General features: G+C 70.1%; 27 protein-coding genes and 1 pseudogene. 23 read left to right on the top strand and 5 right to left on the bottom strand.

Annotated features, from left to right (window positions below):
- Nucleotides 1-27 precede the first annotated feature (27 nt).
- The 11 genes from C3489_RS19930 (at nucleotide 28) to C3489_RS19885 (ending at nucleotide 8,131) form a co-directional block, all read left to right on the top strand.
- Nucleotides 28-357: a septum formation initiator gene (locus C3489_RS19930; RefSeq protein WP_103783278.1), complete on the top strand. Its 330-nt coding sequence runs from the start codon at nucleotides 28-30 to the stop codon at nucleotides 355-357.
- On the top strand, nucleotides 357-728 hold the full coding sequence (locus C3489_RS19925) for a TadE/TadG family type IV pilus assembly protein (RefSeq protein ID WP_103783238.1): 372 nt from the start codon (nucleotides 357-359) through the stop codon (nucleotides 726-728). The genes C3489_RS19930 and C3489_RS19925 overlap by 1 nt, the downstream gene beginning before the upstream one ends.
- Nucleotide 729: 1 nt before the next feature.
- A complete protein-coding gene (locus C3489_RS19920) occupies nucleotides 730-2,067 on the top strand; it encodes a CpaF family protein (RefSeq protein WP_103783237.1) in 1,338 nt (445 codons plus the stop codon).
- Nucleotides 2,068-2,073: 6 nt separating this feature from the next.
- Nucleotides 2,074-3,018 (top strand): type II secretion system F family protein, encoded by a 945-nt coding sequence (locus C3489_RS19915; RefSeq protein WP_103783236.1) that lies wholly within the window; start codon nucleotides 2,074-2,076, stop codon nucleotides 3,016-3,018.
- A 12-nt stretch (nucleotides 3,019-3,030) separates the two neighbouring features.
- Nucleotides 3,031-3,918, top strand: coding sequence for a DUF5936 domain-containing protein (locus C3489_RS19910; protein ID WP_103783235.1), 888 nt, complete (start codon nucleotides 3,031-3,033; stop codon nucleotides 3,916-3,918).
- 12 nt (nucleotides 3,919-3,930) lie between these two features.
- Nucleotides 3,931-5,328 (top strand): sensor histidine kinase, encoded by a 1,398-nt coding sequence (locus C3489_RS19905; RefSeq protein WP_103783234.1) that lies wholly within the window; start codon nucleotides 3,931-3,933, stop codon nucleotides 5,326-5,328.
- Nucleotides 5,328-6,056, top strand: coding sequence for a response regulator transcription factor (locus C3489_RS19900; protein ID WP_103783233.1), 729 nt, complete (start codon nucleotides 5,328-5,330; stop codon nucleotides 6,054-6,056). The genes C3489_RS19905 and C3489_RS19900 overlap by 1 nt, the downstream gene beginning before the upstream one ends.
- An 87-nt stretch (nucleotides 6,057-6,143) precedes the next feature.
- Nucleotides 6,144-6,320 carry a Flp family type IVb pilin gene (locus tag C3489_RS38745; protein WP_181139755.1) on the top strand — a complete coding sequence of 59 codons (177 nt, stop codon included), beginning with the start codon at nucleotides 6,144-6,146 and terminating at the stop codon, nucleotides 6,318-6,320.
- Nucleotides 6,320-6,913 carry a pilus assembly protein TadG-related protein gene (locus C3489_RS19895; protein WP_103783232.1) on the top strand — a complete coding sequence of 198 codons (594 nt, stop codon included), beginning with the start codon at nucleotides 6,320-6,322 and terminating at the stop codon, nucleotides 6,911-6,913. The genes C3489_RS38745 and C3489_RS19895 overlap by 1 nt, the downstream gene beginning before the upstream one ends.
- A gap of 34 nt (nucleotides 6,914-6,947) precedes the next feature.
- Entirely contained in the window at nucleotides 6,948-7,514 is a 567-nt protein-coding gene (locus tag C3489_RS19890; RefSeq protein WP_103783231.1) for a hypothetical protein, read from the top strand.
- 8 nt (nucleotides 7,515-7,522) lie between these two features.
- Nucleotides 7,523-8,131 carry an OmpA family protein gene (locus C3489_RS19885; RefSeq protein ID WP_103783230.1) on the top strand — a complete coding sequence of 203 codons (609 nt, stop codon included), beginning with the start codon at nucleotides 7,523-7,525 and terminating at the stop codon, nucleotides 8,129-8,131.
- Here C3489_RS19885 and C3489_RS19880 read toward each other — a convergent pair.
- Entirely contained in the window at nucleotides 8,106-8,477 is a 372-nt protein-coding gene (locus C3489_RS19880; RefSeq protein ID WP_103783229.1) for a DUF192 domain-containing protein, read from the bottom strand. The genes C3489_RS19885 and C3489_RS19880 overlap by 26 nt on opposite strands.
- Nucleotides 8,478-8,646: 169 nt before the next feature.
- Between C3489_RS19880 and C3489_RS19875 the strand changes: the two genes are divergently transcribed.
- The 6 genes from C3489_RS19875 (at nucleotide 8,647) to C3489_RS39440 (ending at nucleotide 14,160) form a co-directional block, all read left to right on the top strand.
- Nucleotides 8,647-9,300, top strand: coding sequence for a hypothetical protein (locus C3489_RS19875; protein ID WP_103783228.1), 654 nt, complete (start codon nucleotides 8,647-8,649; stop codon nucleotides 9,298-9,300).
- Nucleotides 9,297-10,355, top strand: a complete 1,059-nt coding sequence (locus C3489_RS19870) for a hypothetical protein (RefSeq protein WP_181139754.1) — start codon at nucleotides 9,297-9,299, stop codon at nucleotides 10,353-10,355. The genes C3489_RS19875 and C3489_RS19870 overlap by 4 nt, the downstream gene beginning before the upstream one ends.
- Nucleotides 10,352-11,638 (top strand): enoyl-CoA hydratase/isomerase family protein, encoded by a 1,287-nt coding sequence (locus C3489_RS19865; RefSeq protein ID WP_308460813.1) that lies wholly within the window; start codon nucleotides 10,352-10,354, stop codon nucleotides 11,636-11,638. Before C3489_RS19870 ends, C3489_RS19865 begins: the two co-directional genes overlap by 4 nt.
- 14 nt (nucleotides 11,639-11,652) lie before the next feature.
- On the top strand, nucleotides 11,653-12,561 hold the full coding sequence (locus tag C3489_RS19860; protein WP_103783226.1) for a hypothetical protein: 909 nt from the start codon (nucleotides 11,653-11,655) through the stop codon (nucleotides 12,559-12,561).
- 313 nt (nucleotides 12,562-12,874) lie between these two features.
- Nucleotides 12,875-13,225, top strand: a complete 351-nt coding sequence (locus C3489_RS39445; RefSeq protein WP_258054864.1) for a hypothetical protein — start codon at nucleotides 12,875-12,877, stop codon at nucleotides 13,223-13,225.
- 59 nt (nucleotides 13,226-13,284) lie between these two features.
- Nucleotides 13,285-14,160: an LLM class flavin-dependent oxidoreductase gene (locus C3489_RS39440; RefSeq protein ID WP_103783225.1), complete on the top strand. Its 876-nt coding sequence runs from the start codon at nucleotides 13,285-13,287 to the stop codon at nucleotides 14,158-14,160.
- Between the two features lie 20 nt (nucleotides 14,161-14,180).
- Here the strand turns inward: C3489_RS39440 and C3489_RS39435 are convergent.
- Nucleotides 14,181-14,690: pseudogene (locus C3489_RS39435) on the bottom strand (DinB family protein); the annotation flags it as partial.
- 50 nt (nucleotides 14,691-14,740) lie between these two features.
- On the opposite strand from C3489_RS39435, the gene C3489_RS19840 reads away from it, so the two are divergent.
- From C3489_RS19840 to C3489_RS19820, 5 genes are all read left to right on the top strand, one after another.
- Nucleotides 14,741-15,532 (top strand): class I SAM-dependent methyltransferase, encoded by a 792-nt coding sequence (locus tag C3489_RS19840; RefSeq protein ID WP_103783223.1) that lies wholly within the window; start codon nucleotides 14,741-14,743, stop codon nucleotides 15,530-15,532.
- A 710-nt stretch (nucleotides 15,533-16,242) separates the two neighbouring features.
- On the top strand, nucleotides 16,243-17,016 hold the full coding sequence (locus C3489_RS19835) for an isoprenyl transferase (protein WP_103783222.1): 774 nt from the start codon (nucleotides 16,243-16,245) through the stop codon (nucleotides 17,014-17,016).
- A gap of 409 nt (nucleotides 17,017-17,425) precedes the next feature.
- Nucleotides 17,426-18,751: a PhoH family protein gene (locus C3489_RS19830; RefSeq protein ID WP_103783221.1), complete on the top strand. Its 1,326-nt coding sequence runs from the start codon at nucleotides 17,426-17,428 to the stop codon at nucleotides 18,749-18,751.
- A 379-nt stretch (nucleotides 18,752-19,130) separates the two neighbouring features.
- The gene (locus C3489_RS19825) at nucleotides 19,131-19,841 is read left to right on the top strand and encodes a transglycosylase SLT domain-containing protein (RefSeq protein WP_181139753.1); all 711 of its coding nucleotides are present in this window, start codon (nucleotides 19,131-19,133) and stop codon (nucleotides 19,839-19,841) included.
- 131 nt (nucleotides 19,842-19,972) lie between these two features.
- Nucleotides 19,973-21,319: an AI-2E family transporter gene (locus C3489_RS19820; RefSeq protein WP_103783219.1), complete on the top strand. Its 1,347-nt coding sequence runs from the start codon at nucleotides 19,973-19,975 to the stop codon at nucleotides 21,317-21,319.
- A gap of 19 nt (nucleotides 21,320-21,338) precedes the next feature.
- Here the strand turns inward: C3489_RS19820 and C3489_RS19815 are convergent, their stop codons facing one another.
- The 3 genes from C3489_RS19815 to C3489_RS19805 all read right to left on the bottom strand — a co-directional run bounded on the left by C3489_RS19815 (nucleotide 21,339) and on the right by C3489_RS19805 (nucleotide 22,964).
- Nucleotides 21,339-21,734, bottom strand: a complete 396-nt coding sequence (locus C3489_RS19815; RefSeq protein WP_103783218.1) for a cupin domain-containing protein — start codon at nucleotides 21,732-21,734, stop codon at nucleotides 21,339-21,341.
- 132 nt (nucleotides 21,735-21,866) lie between these two features.
- Nucleotides 21,867-22,406, bottom strand: coding sequence for an alkyl hydroperoxide reductase (locus C3489_RS19810; protein WP_103783217.1), 540 nt, complete (start codon nucleotides 22,404-22,406; stop codon nucleotides 21,867-21,869).
- A gap of 3 nt (nucleotides 22,407-22,409) precedes the next feature.
- A complete protein-coding gene (locus C3489_RS19805; protein ID WP_103783216.1) occupies nucleotides 22,410-22,964 on the bottom strand; it encodes a peroxiredoxin in 555 nt (184 codons plus the stop codon).
- Between the two features lie 133 nt (nucleotides 22,965-23,097).
- Here C3489_RS19805 and C3489_RS19800 point away from each other — a divergent pair, with 133 nt between their 5' ends.
- Nucleotides 23,098-24,069: a LysR substrate-binding domain-containing protein gene (locus C3489_RS19800; RefSeq protein ID WP_374936759.1), complete on the top strand. Its 972-nt coding sequence runs from the start codon at nucleotides 23,098-23,100 to the stop codon at nucleotides 24,067-24,069.
- The last annotated feature ends 44 nt before the right edge of the window (nucleotides 24,070-24,113 follow it).

The following is a 24,113-nucleotide window of genomic DNA, read 5'->3' as shown; positions in this document are numbered from 1 at the left end:
GGCCAGGTCACCGTCGAGTTCCTCGGCATGACCCCGCTGATCATCGTCACGCTGGTGGCGCTGTGGCAGTGCGTGCTCGTCGGCTACACCTACACCCTCGCCGGGAACGCCGCCGACGAGGCGGTGCGGGCGGGCACGGCCGCCGAGCCGGGGGCGCGCGACGCGGCCTGCCGGCAGGCCGGCACGGACAAGCTGTCCGGCCCGTGGCGGGGCGCCGCGGACATCGGCTGCGTGACCGCGGACGGCTATGTGACCGCCCGGGTCTCCCTGGAGGTCCCGATCCTCTTCCCGGGCGTGCTCGGCTTCCCGTTCAAGGTCCACGGCTCGGCGGGCGCGGTGGAGGAGGCGAAGCACTGATGCGGTACGACGGTGACGCCCGGGACCGCGGGCAGGTGGCCCTCGAATACCTCGGCTTCCTGCCGATCCTGCTGCTCGTCGCCCTCGCCGGCATCCAGCTCGGCCTGGTCGCCTACACCGCCCAGCAGGCGGGCACCGCCGCCCGGGCCGGGGCGCGCAGCGCCTCCCTGGACGAGGACTACCAGGCGGCGTGCGTCGGCGCGGTCAGCGGCGGCCTCGCCGACGGCACCGCGTGCAGCAGGGCCGATCTGGGCGAGGCCGTACGGGTCACCGCGGCCGTCCACATCCCGTCCCTGGTCCCCGGCTGGGACTTCGGGGAGGCCACCCGCACCGCGACCATGCCGCTCGACCACCGACCGAGGAGCACCTGAGATGAGCCTGCGGGCACGCGTCAGCTCCCCCGAGGAGCACCGCAGCCGCGGCGAGGACGGCCATCTGGTCGCCTCCTACCGCGCCAAGCTGCTGGAGGAGATCGACCTCGCGGAGATGGGCGCGCTGGCCGCCGCCGAGCGCCGGGCCCGCCTGGAGCGCGTCCTCGGCCACATCATCAGCCGCGAGGGCCCGGTCCTGTCCACGGTCGAACGCTCGCAGCTGATCCGCCGCGTGGTCGACGAAGCCCTCGGCCTCGGCATCCTCGAACCCCTCCTCGAAGACGCCTCCATCACCGAGATCATGGTCAACGGCCCCGACGCGATCTTCGTCGAACGGGCCGGCCGCGTCGAACAGCTCCCGCTGCGCTTCGCCAGCGCCGACCAGCTGATGCAGACCATCGAGCGGATCGTCTCCACCGTCAACCGCCGCGTCGACGAGTCGAACCCCATGGTCGACGCCCGCCTCCCCTCCGGCGAACGCGTCAACGTGATCATCCCGCCGCTGTCCCTGACCGGCCCCACCCTCACCATCCGCCGCTTCCCGCGCTCCTTCACCCTGCACGAGCTGGTCGGCTTCGACTCCCTCGACGAGCACATGGTGTTCCTGCTGGCCGGCCTGGTGCAGGCCCGCTTCAACATCATCGTCTCCGGCGCCACCGGCACCGGGAAGACGACCCTGCTCAACGCCCTGTCCGGGCTGATCCCCGAGGGCGAACGCATCATCACCATCGAGGACTCCGCCGAACTCCAGCTCCAGCAGTCCCATGTGATCCGCCTGGAGTCCCGCCCGCCCAACGTCGAGGGCAAGGGCCGTATCACCATCCGCGACCTGGTCCGCAACTCGCTGCGGATGCGGCCCGACCGGATCGTCGTCGGAGAGGTCCGCGGCGGCGAGTCCCTCGACATGCTCCAGGCCATGTCCACCGGCCACGACGGCTCCCTGGCCACCGTGCACGCCAACAGCGCCGAGGACGCGCTCACCCGGCTGCAGACCCTGGCCTCCATGTCCGACGTGGAGATCCCCTTCGTCGCCCTGCACGACCAGATCAACAGCGCCGTCGACGTCATCGTCCAGCTCACCCGCTTCCCCGACGGCGCCCGCCGCATCACCGAGATCGCCCTGCTCGACAGCCACGGCGGCGAGCCGTACCGCCTGGCCACGGTCGCCCGCTTCCAGGCACAGCCGATGACCGCCGACGGCCGCGTGTACGGCACCTTCCAGTACTTCCCGCTCCCGCGCCGCACCGCCGACCGCCTCTACATGGCCGGCCAGCCCATCCCACAGGCCTACGGCGTGGCTGCGTCGGCCGACCAACTGGCCACCCGAGAGGCGAGGTAGGACGCCATGGAACTGAACACCCTGATCACGCTCACCACCGGCGTCACCCTGCTCACCTGCGTCCTCGCCGTCGCCGGCGTCCACGGCTACGCCCGGGGCCGGGCCCAGCGCGCCGCGCTCGTCGACCGCCTGACCCACACCGGGTCGGCCGCGGTCACCGGCCGCACCCGCCACTTCCGCGGCCTGGACCGCCGCCTGCGCCGCACCCGGCTCGGCCGGAAACTGGAGCTGCGGCTGGCCGCCACCGGCCTGGACGTCACCCCGGGCGAGTTCTTCGCGGCGATGCTGGCGACCGTCGCCGGCCTGTGGCTGCTCGGCCAGGCCACCCTGGCCCCCTTCTTCGGCCCGATCGCCGGCCTCCTGGGCATCTGGGCGGCCCTGCAGTTCCTCACCTGGCAACGCCAGAAACGCATCGAGAAGTTCATCAACCAACTGCCCGAACTCGCCCGCATCCTGGCCAACGCCACCCAGGCCGGCCTCGCCCTGCGCACCGCGATCGGCATGGCGGCCGAGGAGCTGGAGGCCCCGGCCGGCGAGGAACTGGCCAAGGTGGCCGACCAGTTGGCGGTCGGCGTGTCGCTGGACGACGCCCTGGAGGAGCTGGCGGCCCGCCTTCCCTCCCGCGAGCTGGTCGTCCTGGTCACCACCCTGGTCCTGTCCAACCGGGCGGGCGGCCAGGTGGTCGGCGCCCTGCGCAACCTGACGGAGACGCTGGAGGAGCGCAAGGAGACCCGACGGGAGATCCGCACGCAGCTCTCCCAGGTCAACATGACGTCGTACGCGGTCCCGGTGATGGGCATCGGTTCGTTGTTCCTGATGAACGGCGTCAAGGACGGCGCCCTGGACCGCATGACGGGTTCACCGGTCGGCCAGGCCTGCGTGCTGATCGCGTTCGTGCTGTACGCGATCGGCTTCGTCCTCATCCGCCGTATGTCCCGGATCGACGTCTGAGCAGGAGGCGGCATGGCACTCGGACTGGCACTGCTGATGGCGCTGAGCGTGGCGGGCGTCTTCACCGGCATCCGCATGTACCGCTCGGAGGCGAAACTCCCCACCGACCTCGCCCTCGCCCTGGAGGTCGGCTCCACCCGCACCGGCGCGGTGGACTCCCTCATCGACCGCATGGGCATGCGGTACGCCCCCGCCGTACTGCGCCTGATGGGCCCCCGGCTCGTCGCCCGCTACCGACGCAAGATCGACCTGGCCGGCAACCCCGGCGGCCTCACCCTGGACCGCTACGCGGCCCGCAGAGCGGTCTACGGCGCGCTGGGCGCCACCGGCTTCCTGGTCTTCCTGCTGCGCGGCCAGTACCTGATCGCCCTGCTGCTGCTGGCCTTCGGCGCGGTCTGGACGGAGGTCGGCATCTGGGCGGCGATCCGTGTCCGCAAGGACGTCATCGAACGCACCCTGCCGGACTTCCTCGACGTCCTCGCCGTCGTCGTCAGCGCCGGCCTCGGCTTCCGCCAGGCCCTGGACCGGGTCGCCTCACGCTACGAGGGCCCCTGGGCCGACGAGATCCGCATCACCCTGCGCCAGATGGACCTCGGCATGAGCCGCCGCGAGGCCTTCGCGGAACTGCGCCGCCGCAACGACTCCGAGCAGGTCGCCATGTTCGTCACGGCCCTGCAGCAGGGCGAGGAGCTGGGCGCCCCGATCGTGGACACGCTGGTCTCCATCGCCAAGGACATGCGCCGCACGGACGCGCAGAACGCCCGCCGCAAGGCGGCCCGTGCGGTGCCGCGGGCCACGCTGATGATCACGACGTTCATGGTCCCGGCGACGATGCTGCTCCTGGGCGCAGGCCTGCTCCTGGGCTCGGGCACGGACTTCGGCTCGATCACGGGGGAGTAGGGGGGAGGGGAGATGGCGCTGACGGAGAACAGGCCACGACACGGCCGGCGGCCATGGCCGCCGTACGGCGGGAAAGCCGCCGACGGCGAGCAGGCCCCACCGGGGCCACCCGCACCCGACAACGAAAGTTGTACGGGTGGTGCGGGTGGGAACCCCGACGCGGCCGAAGGCCGCGTGCCCACCCACGCACCCGCACCCGCACCCGCACCCGAACGCAACGCCCTACAAGCGATGTGCCGCCAGGTCTTCGGCTTCCGCCTCGCCATGATCGCCCTCGCCGCCCCCGCCGCCCTCCTCAACGCCGCCCCCGGCTGGGGCACCCGCCTGGTAGGCGCGGCCGTGGTCGTCACCTTCATGGCCTCCTACGCCCTCTTCCGGGACTGGGAACGCTTCGGCCCCCTCCTCCTGCGCCACCCCACCCTCCTCGCCGTCGACACCCTCTTCGGCTCCCTCCTGCTGATCTCCGCCGGCCCCGACACCACCCTCGCCTACGTCAGCGTCTGCACCCCGCTGCTCGCCGGCATCGTCTACAGCTGGCGCGGCGCGGCCTGCTTCGCGAGCCTGCAGTCCCTGATCCTCCTCCTCGTCCACGCCACGGCCCACGACCTGCACGGCAATCCCGCCGAGGCCCTCCTCCTCCCCGGCCTGTGCGTGGTGACCGGCGCCCTCGGCTCCACCCTGCGCAACCTCCTCCTCCGCTTCGGCGCAGCGACGGAGGCCCTGACCGAGGCCAGGTCCCGCCTGGCCGCACGGGAGGCGGCGGACGCCGAGCGCGCCCGGCTCGCCCGCGAGATGCACGACTCGGTGGCCAAGACCCTGCACGGCGTGGCCCTGGCGGCGGCGGGCCTCGCGGCGTCGGCGAGCAGCCCGCGTACGGACCCGGCGGTCATCGGCCGCCAGGCGGAACTGATCGCCCGCTCCGCCCGCCGGGCCGCCACGGAGACCCGGGCCCTGCTGACGGATCTGCGCCGGGAGCAACCGCCGGACCTGGACTTCCTCCGAGAACTGGCGGCCCGCACCGAGGACTTCACCATCCGCACGGGCATCCCGGCCGTGTACAGCGGCGCCGCCTCACCCGTCCCCCTCCCGCCCGCGACGACCCGCCAGCTCCTCAAGATCGCCGAAGAGGCCCTGGAGAACGCCCACCGCCACGCGGACCCCACCCGGATCGACGTCCGGGCGGCCCTGCACGGAAACCACCTCCGCATGACGATCCACGACGACGGCCGAGGCCTGCCCCCGGACACGGCCCTGGAGCATCTGCGCACCCGAGGCCACTTCGGCCTCCTCGGCATGGCCGAACGCGCCGCGTCCATCGGCGCCCGCCTCCACCTCGGCCACGGCGACCGGGCGCGGGGCACGCTGATCAGCGTGGAACTCCCCGTGTCCCCGCCCCGGGAGGCGGCCTGATGCCCCTGCGTGTGCTGATCGCGGACGACAACCCGGTGGTCCGCGCGGGCCTTGCGGCACTCCTGTCCGGCCACGACGACATCACGGTCGTCGCGGAGGCGTCGGACGGCCGCCAGGCTCAGCAGGCGGCACACCGGCACCACCCGGACGTCATCCTCCTGGACGTCCACATGCCCGGCGTCGACGGCCTGACGGCCCTGCCGCACCTGACCCCGCTGGCCCCGGTCCTCATGCTCACCTACAGCGGCGAACCGGAGACCACGCTGGAGGCCCTGCGCAGGGGCGCGGCCGGCTACCTGGTGCACGGCGACTTCACGGTGGACCAACTGCTGGCAGCGGTGAGAGACGCGAGCCGAGGCCGCCCGCACACGTCTCCGACGGCGACGGAGGCGCTGCTGGGCCATCTACGGAGCGCTTCAAGTGCGACTGCACACGGCAACACCCCGTCGGTGTCCCAAAATGCACCCGCACGCACCCCATCCTCTTCACAACTGCAACCATCCATGGGACAGTCGAGGTCATGGGGTGCCCAACTCAGCACCAGGGAAGCGGAGATCATGGACCTCATCGCCTCGGGCCTGACGAACCAGCAGATCGCCGCGGCCTGCTTCATCAGCGAGAAGACGGTCAAGAACCACATCAACCGCATCTTCGCCAAGCTGCACAGCACCAGCCGCGCGGAGGCGACGGCGAAGTGGCTGGGCACGGCCCCCCGGGAGCCGAGGTGAACGCCTGGGCCCGCATTTGGGCCCACGGACCCTCGAAGCGGCGGGGCGGTGGGCTCTACGGTGCCGGGGCCGACAGAGGGGAGCACCATGAGCAACTGGATCACCCGCATGGCCCACGACGACAGGGGCCAGACGGCGGTGGAGTATCTGGGCATCATCGCGGTCGTGGTCGCCATCGTGTTGGCGATCACGGGTACGGACATCGGGCAGACGATTTTCAATGCGATCACGGACAAGATCAACGAGGTCGTCGGCAACGGCTGATGCGTCGCTGTAGGTACGGCGACGCGGGGCAGGCCTTTCCCATCTACATCACGGTGGTGGGGGGCCTGCTCCTGCTTGCGTTCGCTTACCTCGCGGTCGGCCAGGCCGCGGCGAAGAGGAACGACGCCCAGACGGCAGCGGATGCTGCGGCGCTCGCAGCGGCCCAGGACACCAGGGACCAGTTCGTGGACCTGTGGGTGGAGAAGCTGCACGACCCGACCGCATGGCAGGCAATCCTCCACGGAGACGTCGGGACCCCCACGTCCTGTACGCGGGCATACGAGCTGGCCGCGCAGAACGACGCCTCTGTGGAACTGTGCGAGCCAGGACCGCTGAGTTACGAAGTCGAGGTCAAGACCAACGATTCGGTCGGGCGGTCCATCGTCCCGCATACGGAGGACCAGCATGCGAAGGCGTCTGCCAAAGCAGTGATCGAGCCGCTCTGCGCGGTGCAGCCTCCTGCCGAGGGAGCTAAAGACGACGTCCTGCCCCAGCTCAGTTGCAAGGATGGCCGCGACTGGGACATCGACCTGGACGATCCGGCGGGCCTCCCCGAGCCGCAGGACCTCTTCGACGTCCATCTGGCCGAATGAGCAGCGAACGACGAGTGGAGGGGGAAGCAGAGCTATGAGCATGCGCAGGGGGACGGCCGCGCTGGCGGTGGCCATCGGTCTGGCAGTCGGCGTGGCCGGCTGCAGCGATGGCGGCGACGGTAAGAAGCCGGTCGGCTCTGCATCCGCGTCAGCACCACGGGGCGGCGGCCCCCGAGCGAGTACGCAGGAGGGCCAGTCGGACACACCTCTCGCCGAGTTGAAGGGGCCGGACGGGCTGATGCTTCAGATCACCTCGGCCCAGCGCGACTCCGGCGGCTTCGTCACGGTCAGCGGCGGGCTGAAGAACGACAGCGGCAAGTCCGCCGTGATCCCTGCGCAGCTCAGTGGCGATGAGACAGAGGTGTTGCGGCACGGCCGGTCGCTAGGTGGAGCCACACTTGTCGACTCCAAGGGCAAGAAGCGGTACTACGTACTGCGCGACACGGAGGGACGCCCCCTCACGACGACGGGCATCGCGACCGTCAGGTCCGGCGAATCCATCCCGGTGTTCCTTCAGTTCCCTGCCCCGCCGGCAGACGTCACCGAAGTGGTCTTCCAACTGCCGATGTTCGCGCCCGCCACCATCCAGATCTCGGGTTGAGGCGGCCCATGTCCCTCCCCCGAACCCTCGCTCTCACCGCCGCCGTCCTCCTCCTCACCACCCCCACGGCCCACGCCGACGACGCCCCGAGTGTTCCGCCCGGTACCGAGGCCACCGCCGCCGCGCCCGTGCGGGTCGATGCGGACGATCCCGATCTCAAGCTCCCCGAAGGGGCCACGCTGGCCGCGCCGAAGGTGCTGGACATCAAGTCGGTCGTGGAGGACCAGTCGGGAGACGAACGCCGTGAGGACACCAACGCGGACGTGAAGTTCGCCCTGCAGGCCGAGGTGCTGTTCGGCAAGGACAGCGCCAAGCTCAGCCCGGACGCGAGGGCCCGCATCGCCGCCATCGCCGAGGAGATCAAGAAGCAGAACGCCACCCGCATCCGCGTCTTCGGCTTCACGGACAACCTCGGCTCCGCCGCCCACGGCGACGTCCTGTCCCGCCAGCGCGCCAACGCCGTACAGGACGCCTTGGACGACGACCTGAACGACCCGAACGTCACCTTCGAGGTCCGCGGCTACGGCGAGGACTACCCGATCGCCTCGAACGCCACGGAGGAGGGCCGCCGCAAGAACCGCCGCGTCGAGGTCAGCTTCCCCCGCTCGGAAAGCTGACCCGCACACCCACCCGAACCCCCCACCGGGCCATCGCACCGGCCTCCGCCTCCAGCACGTGCCGAGCCCGAAGCCGGGGCCGCCCGAGCCGCCCCGGCGGCATGGTCCGTACGGCGATGACCCGCAGGCCACGGTCGAGATAGGCCACGTCGATGGGCATCCGCATGCCGAAGGTGTGCACGCTGCCGGCAGGCGACAGCAGCATCGCCCCGTCGATCGAGTCCCGCCCCAGCAGCCCCTTCGTACGAGCCCTCAACGAGGCCGCGATCTCCAGCGGCACCGTTGTTGTTTCCGGGGGCTCCCCTATCACCAGCTGTCCGCGGCCGTCCCGCATGACCAGTCCCACGTGGCACCACCCTTCCTGTCGTGTCGCAGGCTGCCCATGACCGACCCATTCGGAACGCACGGTCCGTGGCCGATTCTTCGTGATCGCAAAGGGGAGGGTTGGTGCCGTCCCCACCCGCTGGATAGCGTTTGGCTGATCAAGAGACCTCTAGTGCCACCTGGAGTCACGAGTGAATCGCCCTGCCAGGCTCGCGACGGTTGTACTCACCGCGTCAGCGGCCCTTCTGCTGACCGCCTGCGGAGGCGGTGACGGCGGGTCGGACGCCAACGACAAGATCGCGGGTGCTGACTCGGGCAGCGCATCCGCCGCGCCAAGCAGCAGCCCGTCCGCCACGGGGAAGCGTCCGGAGATCACGCTCCCCTCGGACGTGAAGCTGTCCTTCACCCCTGAACAGGCCGGCGATCCCGTCCAGGACGCGGTCCTGAGAGACAACGCGGACTTCATCCGCGCGTTGAATGCGGCAATCGTCGCTCAGAATCCTCGGCTCCCCGCTCTGGAGTTCTATACGGAGGGTGAGGGCGCCGTGGCCGCTCAGCGGTGGGTGGAGCAGTTCAAGGACGCGGGCTGGACGGTGACGGGCACCGTCCGCTACTTCGACCGCGTCGTGAAGGTGAAGTCGGACAGCAGCGCGTCGATCGGCTACTGCGGAGACGAGAGCAAGGGCTACAGCAAGGTCATCAAGACCGGCGAGGTCAAGGGAACGAAGGTCACCAAGGACAGTTACGTCGCCTACACCGCTCAGATGACGAAGAACAAGCTGGGCGTCTGGGAACTCGTGAAGATCACATCCGCCCGCGGTGCTGCGGGGTGCCAGCCGTCATGAAGGCGCTCCGGCTCGTCGTGATCAGTGTCGTCGCCGGAGCGACCTTTCTGTGCTCGGCTCCCGGTGCGCTGGCAACCCAGGAGCCTCCAGGCGGTTCCCTCGGCGGTGATCCGGGCTCAGCCGGGGATGCGAGCGCTTCCGGCCATGCCAAGGGCGACACCCTTTCGGCAGCCGTCACGGGTGCTGTCGTGTTCGATCGCTCGAAGAACGGCGGCGGCCGGTCCGTCGGCTCTGTCACGTCGACGACATCCTGGACGCCGCCCGCCTGCTACTACGCGCCGAAGTACACGCCCAAGCAGCTCGAATCGCAGATGCGTCAGGTCTGGATGAGCAGCTCGCCCAGCCATGAGTGGGCACTGAAGACACAGAACTACTTCGTCAACGGCGACCCCTACAAGGACTTCAACAAGGACCAGGAAGGCAAGGGGTACTGGTGGGACTCATATGTGACTGAGGGCCGGGAAGCGGATCCGGCGTCCCAGGACTGCGACAAGATGCCCTTCTGGGTGAAGGACGGGGGAGCGCCACCGGCTGACACTCCTCAGGCGATCAGCCCGGAGTTGCTCGCACAGCTCGCATACGCCGAGATCCGGGTTCCCTCCACCACGGTGGAACTCGCTCCGAGGAACGTCACGAAAGTGAACCTTCCCACATGGGCGTGGCTGGAGTCCGCCAAGTTCAAGCCGGTTTCGGTCACCGCTTCCGTACCGCTGCTCGGCATCAGCGCGACGACCACGGCCGAGCCCGTTTCGCTGAGGATTCGGCCTGGTACGGGCGACGCCGTCACGTACCCCGCCTCGGGGGAATGCCAGATCCACGACGGCCGTATCGGGGAGCCCTATGTCAGGGGCAATGCCGACCGGACGCCTCCTTGCGGAGTCAAGTACCTGCGCTCCTCCGAGAGCGGGGCGTACAAACTGCAGGCCACCGTCACGTGGAAGATCAGCTGGACGAGCACGACCGGCCAGGGAGGTGACCTTCCGCCCGGCACGTTCGGTACTGACCAGGACGTGGTGGTGCAGGAAGTCCAGTCCGTCAATCGGAGCAGCGAGTGAGCGACGTGGTGCGTCCGTCCTTTCCCCACATCGGCTGGGACCCGACTCCCGGCAGCGTCGAGGACACACGCGATCTCGCCAAGAAACTCGGTGCTCTCGCCGGTGAACTCGGCACAGCACTGCGTGAGTTGGAACAGATCGAGTGCGGGGCCTGGAAGGGCAAGACGGCGGTCGCATTCGTCGAGTACGTCGGCAGGGACGTCACCCCGCTGATCCGCAAGAGCCACGGCTCCTTCGACAAGGCCTCACGCGCCCTGCACCGATGGGCGAATCAGCTCCAGGAGTTCCAGACGGAGGCCGATCGTCTGGAAAAGGCGGCCGGAGAAAAGCTCAGTGCCGAGGCGGACGCCAAGGCGAAGGCGGGCAGCGAGGGCAGTGACGACCTCGGCAAGGCATCCGGGGCGGTCGACAAGGTCATCCGTGACGTCCACGACCTGGAGGACCGCTTCCGGCGAGCCGCGGCTCAGATCAGCAAGGAACTCGACAAAGCCGGCAACATCGCGCCGGACGAGCCCGGCTTCTGGGACAAACTCGGCCACGGCATCGCGGACGCGTGGGATGCCACGACCGACTGGCTCAAGGACCACGCCGATCTGATCAAGTTGGTCGGTGACCTGCTCAGCGACCTGAGCGGCATCCTGGGCCTGCTGGCCATCATCACGCTGCCGTTCGAACCGCTCGGTGCCATCTTCGGCGCGGCCGCGCTCCTCACGAGTGGTCTGGCTCTGCTGTCGCACGGCTTGGCCATGGCCGCCGGCGCCGACGTGAGCTGGATGACCCTGGGCCTGGACTCCTTGGGCCTTCTGCCCGGTATCGGAGCCTTCGGCAAGGGCGTCAAGGTGGCGAGCAAGGAGGTCGCGGCCGCACGGGCCGTCGCCGAGTTCGGCAAGGGATTCAAGGGGGCGGAGCTCGCCGCGGGGGCCCGCAACATCTTCGCGACCGGTGACCTCGCCGGGAAGGTGGAAGGCGGCCTGGCGCTGTTCGGCAGGAAAGTCGTCCTCGGTGGGACGTTCAGCAAGATCGGCGTCATCACCCATGAGAGTGGTGCCATGAGCCGGCTGGCCGGGCTCGCGGAAGCGGGCTATCACCAAGGGCAGATGATCGGCACCAAGGGACTCAAGCTCATCACCGGAGGAAAGATCGATGTCAATCCCCTGAGCCTGGGAGGAAGGGCGCTGGACGCGACGCTGAAGATAGCGCCCAAAATCACTCACATCCCTCAGCACATCGGGGAAGCGGTCCATCCCGGCGACCGCTTCCATGAAGCGGCCACCGCCCACTGAAAGAGTACGTTGCCATGGCTACCTGGGTCCCCGAGCCGGGGGAGACGCTCCTCGCTCGTGACGCCATCGTCTTCGCGACCGGCACGGCTCCGACGGTGTCCGGGAAGCGGTGGTTCCGCGACCATCAGCGCCATGACATCCAGGGCGAGTTGCCAGGGTGGCCGGACGGGCCCGAATTCGTTCCCAGTCCCGAGACGGACGAGCAGCCGGTCCGGAAGGCCGGCATGTTCGGGCTGCGAGCCGCCTACGTTCTCGTCGGAGGTGCTCTGGAGGCGCTTGGGGGCACGGGCAGTTTCCTGCCGGGGGCGGGTGACCGTCCCGGCCGCCCCCAGGACCCGGACAACGAGGTTCATGACTTCCCCGTCATGTGGGCGACTCGGGACGGCATCGCGCGCACACTGCCATGGCAGTTGGACCCGGGACGCTGTCCCGACAGGTACCGGACCCATGCCGTGGTCACCGACCGCAGGCTGCTCGTCCTCGGCCTGCCGGGCGGTGACCCGGGGCACGACGAGGTTCTCTGGCAAGTGAACCGTGCGGAGATCGCGCGGGTCGAGCGGATGCGGTTCAGCGGTGTCGGCGAGGACGCCAAGATCCAGTTCGTGGACGGCTCCTGGTGTCGACTCGCCCCACCGAGCGCACGCAGGTACTGGACGGTCCTCCGCCACCTCGCACATCCCACCGAGTTGGTGCCTCTCAGCGCCCTGACGCCTCGGCAGCGCGCGTACGTCGAGTCATACGTCACCTCTGTCCCCGACCGGGACCTCACGGCCGAGCCGGTCATCACGCGCCGTCCCAGCGGCAAGTTCCTCATCGAGGTGGCCACCGACGAGCCGGTGAGCGCTGATTCCGGCGTCGTGAAGCAGTACTGGTTCATGAACAAACACGGTGGGCGCGGGGCCTTCGACCCCGGCGACCTGTGATCGGAAAGGAAGCAGAGATGACCACGCCAGTGGTGGCAGTGGCGTCCGAGACGGTCCCTCCGTTCTCGTTCATCGCACCCACCGGATTCCACGCTCTGCCGCTGGCTGCGTCACCGGAGGAGCGAGCGGCACGCTCTCGTGACTTCGTGCGCGAACTGTACGTCCGAGGAGACGAAACGATCTGGACGCCTGCGGCGCCGTACTACGCCGCGCTGGCCGAGCTGATGGTGGACAACGGATGTGCCTACTCGGCGATGGGTCTGTTCGCCAGGGACAGGGGGGTGTCGCCCCCTGTGCCTTCACCGCGGCAGTGGTGCAGACGGATCAGGACGATCCGGATGTGGTGGCCCAGGGCGTCCTGGCGGCTCTTTCCGGCGATCCACGCAACGATGCGCGCTGGCTCGATCTGCCGTGCGGTCCGGCGGTGTCCTGCGTCCGGGTCAACGAGCTGACCCTTCACCCGGAGATCACCGGCACCGGTGAGCCGGTGGAACTTCTCACCGGGCAGATCCAGGTGCACGTGCCGTTCCCCACGGGGCCGTACACAGCCCTCTTCACCCTGGACACGGCTGCGATGGACTACTGGGGTGAGTTCTGCGAGATGACGGCGGCGATCCTCCGGACCCTCTCCTTCGAGGAGCCGGCCGACGAGCCCACGGGCTGACAACCGGCCCGCCGTTTAAATCAGTTGTGACCCTGCCCACCCGGCGATAGGAACCTCGCATGACTGGACTAGGCGTTGTCTTCCGGCCCCAGCTTCCGCCCGAGCGGCTGCGTTCCGTGGTGCGTGTCGCGGACGAGGCGGGGCTGGACGAGTTGTGGTTGTGGGAGGACTGCTTCCTGGAGGGCGGTGTCTCCACCCTCGCCGCCGCGCTGGCGTGGAGTGAGCGGGTGCGGGTCGGGATCGGGCTGTTGCCCGTTCCGTTGCGGAATGTCGCCGTCACGGCGATGGAGGCCGCCTCGCTGGAGCGGATGTTCCCCGGGCGCGCGATGCTCACCGTCGGGCACGGGGTGCAGGACTGGATGGGGCAGGTCGGGGCGCGCGCCCAGTCGCCGGTGACGCTGCTGCGGGAGTATCTGCTCGCCCTGCGCGGCCTGTTGCGCGGTGAGCGGCTCAGCACCGAGGGGCGGTACGTGCGGCTCGACGACGTCGCGCTGGACTGGCCTCCGCCCGCCCCGATGCCGGTGCTCGCCGGGGTCACCGGGCCGCGCTCGCTGCGGCTGTCCGGTGAGGCCGCCGACGGCACGCTGCTGACGATGAACAACCCGCCCGACGCGGTGCGGCGGGCCCGGCGGATCATCGACGAGGGGCGGGAGGCGGCCGGGCGGCTCGGCGATCCGCACCGGGTCGTCGTCTATCTGCTGGCCGCCACCGGGCCGGACGCCCAGGCGCGCGTGCGGGCCGAAGTGGCCGCCGAGGGCCTCACCGACGTGCCCGGCGTCGGTGTCGCCGGGGACGCCGGGACCGTCGCCAAGGCCGTCCAGGAGTTCCTCGCGGCCGGCGCCGACACCGTCGTACTGCAGCCGACGGCGGACGAGCCCGATCCGGAGGGGTTCGTGCGGTTCGCCGCGCGGGAGGTGCGGCCGCTGCTGCCGTGACGGCGGCCGGTCAGGCCGGCGGGCGGTCGCCCGACGCTGCCATCGATCAGCTCCCGCGCGATGTCCATGTGGCCCGCGTGCCGGGCGGTCTCCTCGATCATGTGGACCAGCACCCAGCGCAGCGACACCTCGCGGCCCTCGTGCCACGCCGGGCTGCCCACCGCGTCCAGCGGCAGCTCGGCGATGGTGCGGTCGGCGGCGGCGCGGGCGCGGCCGTAGAAGGCGACGATCTGCTCCGCCGTCTCGTCGTCGGACGCGTACATGTCCTCGCCCGCGTACGGGTCGAACCACAGCGGCTCCGGCTCACGGCCGAACGTCTCGACGAACCAGCCGTACTCCACCGAGGCCAGATGCTTCACCAGCCCGAGCAGGCTGGTGCCCGACGGTGTCATGGGGCGGCGCAGCCGCTCCTCGTCCAGTCCCTCCAGCTTCCACAGCACCGCGTCCCGGTGCCGGTCCAGGCTCGCCCGCAGGGTCGCCTTCTCGCCGCCCCGGTAGGGCAGGCCCGCTTCACTCGTGTCGTCCGCCATGCCGGGAAATTAGCAGCGGCCACTGACATCGCCTTGCGATGATCTCTCCCATGAACGATCGGCCCCGCCACCGCAGCTTCGAGGAACTCGTGGCCGAGGGGGCCGCCGCGCCCACCGAGGGCTGGGACTTCTCCTGGTTCGAGGGGCGGGCCACCGAGGAGCGGCCGTCCTGGGGGTACGCCACCTCGATGGCCGAGCGGCTCGCCTCGGCCGCGGCCGCCCTGGACCTGCAGACCGGGGGAGGGGAGGTGCTCGACTTCGCCCTCGGACGTGCCGCCAAGGCTCCCGCGCTCGTCGTCGCCACCGAGGGCTGGCCGCCGAACGTGGCCAAGGCCACCGCGCTGCTGCGCCCGCGCGGCGTCGCGGTCGTCGCCTCGCCCGAGGACGCGCCGCTGCCGTTCGCCGACGAGGCGTTCGACCTCGTCGTCAGCCGGCATCCGGTGCGGCCGCAGTGGGCGGAGATCGTGCGGGTGCTGGAGCCCGGCGGCACGTACTTCGCCCAGCACGTCGGTCCGAGCAGCGTCTTCGAGGTCGTCGAATATTTTCTTGGGCCGCAGTCGGAGGAGACGCGCCGCGGCCGTCACCCGGACATCGAGCGGGCCGAGGCCGAGGCCGCCGGGCTGGAGGTCGTCGAGCTGCGCGCGGAGCGGCTGCGGATGGAGTTCCACGACATCGGGGCCGTTGTGCACTTCCTGCGCAAAGTGGTCTGGATGGTCCCCGGCTTCACCGTGGAGGCGTACGAGCCGCAGCTGCGCGCGCTGCACGAGCGGATCGAGGCCGAGGGACCGTTCGTGGCCCACAGCACCCGGCACCTCTTCGACGCCCGCAAGCCCGCGCACTGACGTCTGACGTCCGCGCGGCCTCTGGGGCACCGGGACCGGTCACTCACACGGCTCACTCAAGCCCCTCCGGCACGCGGTTTCCACATTGTTATCGCGGGCCGCTCGCTTTCACCCAGGTGCCTCGCATAGGTTCAGACCAAGGCGATTCGCGTGAGCAAAGCTGCGCGGGCGGTACCGCGCAGTGGAGGGGGCTGCGCGGTACCGCTGCCGCATCGCCGCAGCCGCCGGGCCGTGGCGCCGGACCGGCCGGGCGCCGTCAAGGGTGTGTTCGCCCTCTCTTCGCCCGTCGGGGGGACGGTCGCAGGCGTGTTCCCCTCGCCCTCCACAGCCCCGAAACCCCCCGCGACCACGGCTTCTGTCCCCAGCAGGGTGTCGCCGGCCAATTTCGGAGAGTAGTTGTGGCACGCCGGTGCACCCACCTGCCCTCACGAAGGGTTATGGTGGAAACCCCCCCTCGGGCCGGTCCGTCTCCCCCCCACGGACCGGCCCGTTTCTTTTCGCTGCTCACCGCCCCGCCCTACGGCGTCCCGCCCCTGGCGCCGCCGTACGCCCGGCACCCCGGAGCGCCCCACTCCGCCGGCGGGGGTAGGCTTCGCCATCGGGGACCGCCATACGGACGGGTCCATTCAGGGACCGCCATACGGACAGGTGCCGCGCCCGGTCGAGCCCGGCGCGCATGTCCGATCCGCACCGGAGGGGCTGACAATCACGTGAACCTGCGCGACAAGCTGCGCGGCCTGCTGGTCAGGCTGTACGCGCGGCGGGTGGAAGGCCACCTGGACCACGCCCAGGTGCCCAAGCACATCGGGGTCATCATGGATGGCAACCGGCGCTGGGCGAAGGCCGCGGGATCCACCACCGCGCAGGGCCACCAGGCCGGTGCCGACAAGATCGAGGAGTTCCTCGGCTGGTGCAGCGAGACGGACGTGGAGGTCGTCACGCTCTGGCTGCTGTCCACGGACAACCTCACCCGCCCGGAGGACGAACTCGGGCCGCTGCTCGGCATCATCGAGGACGTCGTGAGCTCCCTCGCCGCCGACGGCCGCTGGCGCGTGCACCACGTCGGCACCCCCGACATCCTCCCGGGCGGCATGCAGCGCACGCTGAAGGAGGCCGAGGAGGCCACCGCCCACGTCGACGGGATACTGGTCAACGTCGCCATCGGCTACGGCGGCCGCCAGGAGATCGCCGACGCCGTGCGCTCCATGCTCTTCGACGCCCATGAGCGGGGCGTGGCGATGGACGAGCTCGCCGAGCAGGTCGACGTCGACATGATCGGCCGCCACCTCTACACCAGCGAACAGCCCGACCCCGACCTCGTGATCCGCACCAGCGGCGAGCAGCGGCTGTCCGGTTTCATGCTGTGGCAGACCGCCCACTCGGAGTACTACTTCTGTGAGGTCTTCTGGCCGGCCTTCCGCAAGGTCGACTTCCTGCGCGCGCTGCGCGACTACGCGGCCCGCCACCGCCGTTACGGCGGCTGAGCACCGCCGGCCGGCCGTCGAGGGCCTCGTTACCGGCGGCTGACACGGCGACACCCCGCCGCACCCCCGGGGAGAGGCCCCGTGTACCCCGTTCCACCCGGAAGTAACACGGAGTTCACCACGGCGCCGCCCTGCCCTGTGGCATGGCGGCGCATTTTCGAGGGCATAAGGCAAGCAGGTCGACACCCGAACCACGGGCGTCGGATCTCAGCGGACGGCACGGGGCCGTCCGCCCGGGAGGCCCTTTGCACCAGCCCGACCGTGCGGCCACCGCACGGAAGCAGCCGCGGAGGGCCGGTTCACGGCCCGCCGCAGGCGACGGCCGGCCACCGGCCTGTGCTACCCCCACTCTCCCGGCCCAGCTCCACTTCGTCGCTCCCCGACCTCATCCGAGGGGGTACGTCCTTCCGTGGTGACCAGCACAAAGCGCCCCAAGCCAGACCGGCGCACCTACGTTCTCGACACCAGCGTCCTGCTGGCCGACCCGAACGCCCTGAGCCGCTTCGACGAGCACGAGGTCGTGCTCCCCGTCGTGGTGGTCACGGAGCTGGAGGCCAAGCGGCACCATCCCGAACTCGGGTACTTCGCCCGGCAGGCACTGCGCCTGCTCGACGACCTCCGGGTGCGGTACGGCCGTCTCGACGCCCCCATTCCGACCGGGGACCTCGGCGGGACCGTACGGGTCGAGCTCAACCACTCGGACCCCAGCGTGCTGCCCACCGGCTACCGCCTGGGGGACAACGACTCCCGCATCCTCGCGGTCGCCCGCAACCTGCAGGCCGAGGGTTTCGACGTCACCGTCGTCTCGAAGGACCTCCCGCTGCGGATCAAGGCGTCCTCGGTGGGTCTGCTCGCCGAGGAGTACCGGGCCGAACTGGCCATCACGGAGAACTCCGGCTGGACCGGGATGAGCGAACTCACCCTGCCGGCCGAACAGGTGGACATCCTCTTCGAGGAAGGGCGCCTGTACGTCCCCGAGGCCGCCGAACTGCCCGTGCACACCGGTCTGACCATCCACTCCGAGCGCGGCAGGGCGCTGGGCCGGATCACCCCGGAGGGCAACGTCCGCCTGGTGCGCGGCGACCGGGAGGCGTTCGGCATCAAGGGCCGCAGCGCCGAGCAGCGCATCGCCCTGGACCTGCTGCTCGACCCGGACGTCGGGATCGTGTCCATGGGCGGCCGGGCCGGCACCGGCAAGTCGGCGCTCGCGCTGTGCGCCGGCCTGGAGGCGGTCCTGGAGCGCCGCCAGCACCAGAAGGTGATGGTCTTCCGTCCGCTGTACGCGGTCGGCGGCCAGGAGCTGGGCTATCTGCCCGGCACCGAGGCGGAGAAGATGAGCCCGTGGGCGCAGGCCGTCTTCGACACCCTCTCGGCGGTCACCTCGCGCGAGGTCATCGAGGAGGTCACGGCACGCGGGATGCTGGAGGTCCTGCCGCTCACCCACATCCGTGGCCGTTCGCTGCACGACGCCTTCGTCATCGTCGACGAGGCCCAGTCGCTCGAACGGAACGTGCTGCTGACCGTGTTGTCCCGGATCGGGGCCAATTCCCGGGTCGTTCTCACGCATGACGTGGCACAACGGGACAATCTGCGGGTCGGGCGCTACGACGGGGTCGTCGCCGTCGTGGAGAAGCTCAAGGGGCACCCGCTGTTCGCTCACGTCACGCTGAATCGTTCCGAGAGGTCCCAGATCGCGGCGCTTGTGACCGAAATGCTCGAAGACAGCAGCATCTGATCCCGAATATCCGGGAGTTGGCGCCGTCCCGCAAAGGCGAAGAGCCTAGCGGGGCGGCGCCGGCGTATGTGGGCGTTCGATGAAATCCCCGGGCTCAAACGGGATGTGAGCTTTCACACGCAACTCGGAATTGCGGTGCGGCGTCGGGTTGCGGCAGAGTCTCACTCCTGTCAGGCCCCGCATACGACACACGTGTACCCCCAGCGGTACGGCACCACAGAAGTTTCAACTCCATAGCAGCCGTCGTATGCCGCCCGAGCACCACGCGGCGCTCCCGATCCGGGAGTTGCCCACCGGGCCCGCGCCTCCCGTGACCCCGCAGTTGGGGAGGCCAGTGTCAGGGGCACGATTGCGTCCGCCAGGGTCACCGAAGCGGGCGATGCTGGAAGGAAACCGTGTGAGCCGGATTTCGGTCCGGGGATTCGCAGTGGCCTCCGCCACCGCGGTCACCGCTGTCGGAAGCGTCGTCGGCGTTGCCTCGGGCAGCACCGCGCAGCCGAACGACGCCGAGGCGACGGCAGCCGACGTCACGCTTCTCGCGGACATACCCGCGGGTCAGCAGGCCCAGGTGCAGACCGCGTCCCTCGCGCAGCAGGCCGACGCACAGGCCATCGCCGCGGACGCGAGCGCCAAGAAGACCGCCGAGGAAGCGGCCCGCAAGGCGGCCGCCGAGACCGCGATCGCGAAGAAGGAAGCCGCCGAGAAGGCGGCGAAGGAAGCCAAGGAGCGCGCGGAGGCCGAGAAGGCCGCCAGCCGCAGCGCCCGTGACGCTTCCAGCTTCCCCATCCAGGGCTCCTACACCGTCGCGCAGATCCAGGCGATGGCGCGTCAGATGGTGTCGTCGAGCCAGTTCCAGTGCTTCAGCAACATCGTGGACCACGAGTCCAGCTGGAACTACCGGGCCGTCAACGCCTCCTCCGGTGCCTACGGCCTCTTCCAGGCCCTGCCCGGCTCCAAGATGTCGTCCGTCGGCGCCGACTGGCAGACCAACCCGGCCACCCAGATCAAGTGGGGCCTGAACTACATGAACAGCCGGTACGGCAGCCCGTGTGAGGCGTGGTCGTTCTGGCAGGCCAACCACTGGTACTAGGCCCGCCCGGCCCCTCTCTCAACCTTGCGCAGCCCCTCCCCGTCCTAGGGGGAGGGGCTTTCGCCCTGTACGGTCGTACGCGACGGCTCCAGGGGGGAGTGGTGAGGAGAGACGGGGGAAGAGGACGGATCATGTCGCGAGTGCCAGGGTGGCTCGGTCGGCTCGGCGCCGGACTGACCGGGATAAGCGAGCGGCTCGACGAGCGCCGCGCCGAGTTCGAGCGCGAGCACGCCGACCCCGAGCCCGTCGCGCCGCCCGAGCAGGTGCCGCCGCCGCCCGACTACGCGCCCACGGTCCCGAACCGCCCGGACCCCGCGCAGGCGGTGCCCTGGGGTGTACGCGTCGCCGCCGAGGCGGGCTGGCGGCTGCTGGTGCTCGCGGGCACGCTCTGGGTGCTGATGAAGGTCATCAGCGCCGTCCAGCTCGTCATCCTGGCTTTCGTCGCCGCCCTGCTCATCACCGCGCTGCTGCAGCCGACCGTGGCCCGGCTGACGCGGATGGGCGTGCCGCGGGGTCTGGCGACGGCGATGACGGCGATGTTCGGCTTCGTCGTGATGGGGCTGATCGGCTGGTTCGTGAGCTGGCAGGTCATGGAGAACATCGACAACCTCTCCGACCAGGTCCAGGACGGCATCGACGAACTGCGCAAATGGCTGCTCAACAGCCCCTTCCACGTCACCGACAAGCAGATCAACCAGATCGCCAAGAACCTGCGCGAGGCGATCGGCGCCAACACCGACCAGATCACCTCGGCCGGCCTGGAGGGCGTGCAGGTCGTGGTGGAGGCCCTCACCGGCATCCTGCTGACCGTCTTCTCCACCCTGTTCCTGCTCTACGACGGCCGCCGCATCTGGGAGTGGACGCTGAAGCTGGTCCCGGCCGCCGCCCGCCCGGGTGTCGCCGGCGCCGGCCCGCGCGCCTGGCGCACCCTCACCGCGTACGTGCGCGGCACGGTGCTCGTCGCCCTCATCGACGCGATCTTCATCGGACTCGGCATCTACTTCCTCGACGTGCCGATGGCCGTGCCGCTCGCGGTGTTCATCTTCCTGTTCGCGTTCATCCCGCTCGTCGGCGCGGTCGTCTCCGGCGCGCTGGCGGTGGTGGTGGCGCTCGTCACGCAGGGCGTGTTCACCGCAGTGATGACGCTGGTCGTGGTGCTCGCCGTGCAGCAGATCGAGGGGCACATCCTGCAGCCGTTCATCCTGGGACGGGCCGTGCGGGTGCATCCCCTGGCGGTGGTGCTGTCGGTCGCGGCCGGCGGGATGGTCGCCGGGATCGGCGGCGCGGTGGTGGCGGTACCGCTGGTGGCGGTGACCAACTCGGTCGCGGGCTATCTGCGGGCGTACTCGCACGAGGCGGCGATGCGGCACGCGCCGCGGCCGCGCGGGGCGACGGCGTCGGACGTGGTGGCGGCGAAGGCGGCCGCCACGGAGCCGGCCGCATCGCAGGAGCCCGCGGGGGAGACCCCGTCGGCCTGATGAGGCACCTCCCCAGGGCCTAGGCGGGCGGTGGGGTCTCGACGTTGAAGGTGGACGGGCCGGTGCCCGCCCGGACGATGACGGCCTCGGCAGGCTCCGCCGACGGATTGCTCTCGCGGTGCACCACGGCCGGCGGGACCCGGATGAAGTCGCCCGGGCCGGCCGTGACGCTCTCGGCGCCGTCCGGGCCGAAGTCGATCCTCATCGCACCCGACAGGACGTAGATCACCGTCTGGTAGTCGCCGTGGTGGTGCCAGCCGGAGACCATGCCGGGCTCGGTGCGGACCAGCCCCGACCACATGCCGTCCGTGGCGAACGCCTCCGACCGTGCCATGCCCGGCGTCGGCGGTCCCGGCCTGCGCTCGTCCGGGGCGAGCAGGGTGACCGGTTCCGGCTCCTGGGACTGCGCGCCCATGGCGGGCCTCCTTCGCTGCAGGCTGTTGTCCTCCAGCTTAGGAACGGCACCTCGCCCGCGCACAGGGCTGAAAGGCGAAGGCCCCCGCGCACCGGGAGGGTGCACGGGGGCCGACGAGCGCCGGGCGCGGCCTTACTCGGCCGCGGCGAGAACCGCCTCCGCCTCCAGCGTGGCGCCGACGGCCTGCACGACCGCGGCGATCTTGAACGCCTCCTGGACGACCTCGCGCTCCAGGCCGGCCTTGCGCAGCACCTGCTCGTGCGAGTCCAGGCACATGCCGCAGCCGTTGATCGCGGAGACCGCGAAGGACCACAGCTCGAAGTCCGTCTTGTCGACACCGGGGTTGCCGATGACGTTCATCCGCAGGCCCGCGCGCAGGTTGCCGTACTCGTGGTCCGACAGCAGGTGGCGCGTGCGGTAGAAGACGTTGTTCATCGCCATGATGGCGGCGGCCGACTTCGCGGCCTGGTAGGCCTCCGGCGTCAGGTTCGCCTTGGCCTCCGGCTCCAGCTCGCGCAGCACGATCGGGGAGCGCGAGGCGATGGCGGTGGCCAGCACCGTGCCCCACAACTGCTGCGCGGGCAGGTCGGAGTTGCCGATGACCGAGCCCAGGTTGAGCTTCAGGTCCTTGGCGTAGTCCGGGACGCGGGACTTCAGGGAGTCGAGGGACATGCCTCACTCACCAGCCAGGAGCTTGACCGGGTCCAGGGTCTCGTCGCCCTTGCTCCAGTTGCACGGGCACAGCTCGTCGGTCTGCAGGGCGTCCAGGACCCGCAGGACCTCCTTGGGGTTCCGGCCCACGGAGCCGGCCGTGACCATCGTGAACTGGATCTCCCGGTTGGGGTCGACGATGAAGACGGCGCGCTGGGCGAAGCCGTCCTCGCCCTCGATGCCGAGGTCACGCATGAGCTCGTGCTTGGAGTCGGCCATCATCGGGAACGGCAGGTCGGTCAGGTCCGGGTGGTCCTTGCGCCAGGCGTGGTGGACGAACTCGGAGTCACCGGAGAAGCCGAGGATCTGGGCGTCGCGGTCGGCGAACTCGTCGTTCAGCTTCCCGAAAGCGGCGATCTCGGTCGGGCACACGAATGTGAAGTCCTTGGGCCATGCGAACACGACCAGCCACTTGCCCTCGTAGGACTTGTGGTGGATCTGCTCGAACTCCTTGCCCTTCTCCAGCGAGACGCAGGCGGTCAGTTCGAACTCGGGGAACTTGTCACCGACAGTGAGCACACGCTCTCCTTGCAGCGAAGAAACACCCCTTTTGAGGGTGTTTCCCATGGGTTGGACGCAGTTGATGTTGGCACACCGTGCATTGATTACGGAAATAGCTACACTCGGTCGGGTTGATCGGAGGGAGCTATCAGTGAGCGTCACCAGCGTGACCGGCGGCGCCGGCGGCAAACGGAAACAGCCCAGCCTGGCCCAGTTGAGGGCGTTCGCGGCGGTGGCCGAGCATCTTCACTTTCGTGATGCGGCGGCGGCGATCGGCATGAGCCAGCCGGCGCTCTCCGGCGCCGTGTCCTCGCTGGAGGAGACACTCGGTGTCACCCTCCTTGAGCGTACGACGCGGAAGGTGCTGCTCTCACCGGCCGGTGAACGGCTCGCGGTGCGCGCCAAGGCCGTACTGGACGAGGTCGGGGCGCTGCTGGAGGAGGCCGAGGCGGTGCGGGCGCCGTTCACGGGCGTGCTGCGGCTCGGGGTGATCCCGACGGTCGCGCCGTATCTGCTGCCGACCGTGCTGCGGTTGGTGCACGAGCGGTATCCCGACCTGGATCTGCAGGTCCACGAGGAGCAGACCGCGAGCCTCGTGGAGGGGCTCAACTCCGGGCGGCTGGACCTGCTGTTGCTGGCGGTGCCGCTGGGGGTGCCGGGGGTGGTCGAACTCCCGCTGTTCGATGAGGACTTCGTGCTGGTCACGCCCATGGACCACTGGCTCGGGGGGCGGGAGGGGATCCCTCGCGAGGCGCTGAAGGAGCTCAACCTGCTGCTGCTGGACGAGGGGCACTGTCTGCGCGACCAGGCGCTCGACATCTGCCGTGAGGCGGGGCGGGAGGACGCGCCGGTGACCACGACGGCGGCCGGGCTGTCCACGCTGGTGCAGCTTGTCGCCGGGGGGTTGGGGTGCACGTTGCTGCCGCGGACCGCGTTGAAGCTGGAGACGGCTCGGAGTAGTCAGTTGCTCACGGGGTATTTCGCCGATCCTGCGCCCACGCGGCGCGTTGCTCTGGCTATGCGGGTGGGGGCGGCTCGCTCCGCGGAGTACGAGGAGTTGGCCGGGGCGTTGAGGTCGGTGATGGGGGGTTTGCCGGTGCGGGTGGTTTCTTCCGGGGAGTAGCGTCTGCCGGGCTGGGGTTCGTGGTTGTCTGCGGGTTTCGTTGT

The organism is Streptomyces sp. Ru71, assembly GCF_002920535.1.
Lineage (GTDB): Bacteria > Actinomycetota > Actinomycetes > Streptomycetales > Streptomycetaceae > Streptomyces.
The sequence above is the reverse complement of the archived record's forward strand: the minus strand, read 5'-3'. Positions and strand labels throughout refer to the sequence as shown.